This is a genomic window from Achromobacter sp. GbtcB20, assembly GCF_019091095.1.
Lineage (GTDB): Bacteria > Pseudomonadota > Gammaproteobacteria > Burkholderiales > Burkholderiaceae_B > Achromobacter > Achromobacter mucicolens.
In genome coordinates this window covers 1-269 of the sequence record NZ_JAGXJZ010000549.1, presented here as the reverse complement: position 1 = coordinate 269, position 269 = coordinate 1, and the positions used below count along the sequence as shown (strand labels likewise).

The 269-nt window shown below is 60.2% G+C and carries 1 pseudogene; it reads right to left on the bottom strand.

The features are described from left to right. Positions 1-269 (bottom strand): annotated as a pseudogene (locus KVT32_RS30170) (nucleotidyltransferase); the annotation flags it as partial.

Below are 269 nucleotides of genomic sequence, written 5' to 3'. Positions count from 1 at the left end.
TCTCGGGGCACGTCTTGATCCACTTACCGGCCGCCGTAGCGGGGATCACATACTGGTCGCCGGTGTCGAATGCGGGCACAGCAACCGCGCTGACCACCCGGTAGACCGTGTTGACAACCGCGTCGATGTGAACACCGAAATCCACGTTGATCGAGCGCGCCTGTTTGCGCACGGCCGCCGAACCGTATTTCTCCACCAATGCAGAGTGGAAATCATCCAGCACTACCGATGCGGCCTTGCCGTGGTAATGCTTCTCCGAGTCCTTCAGC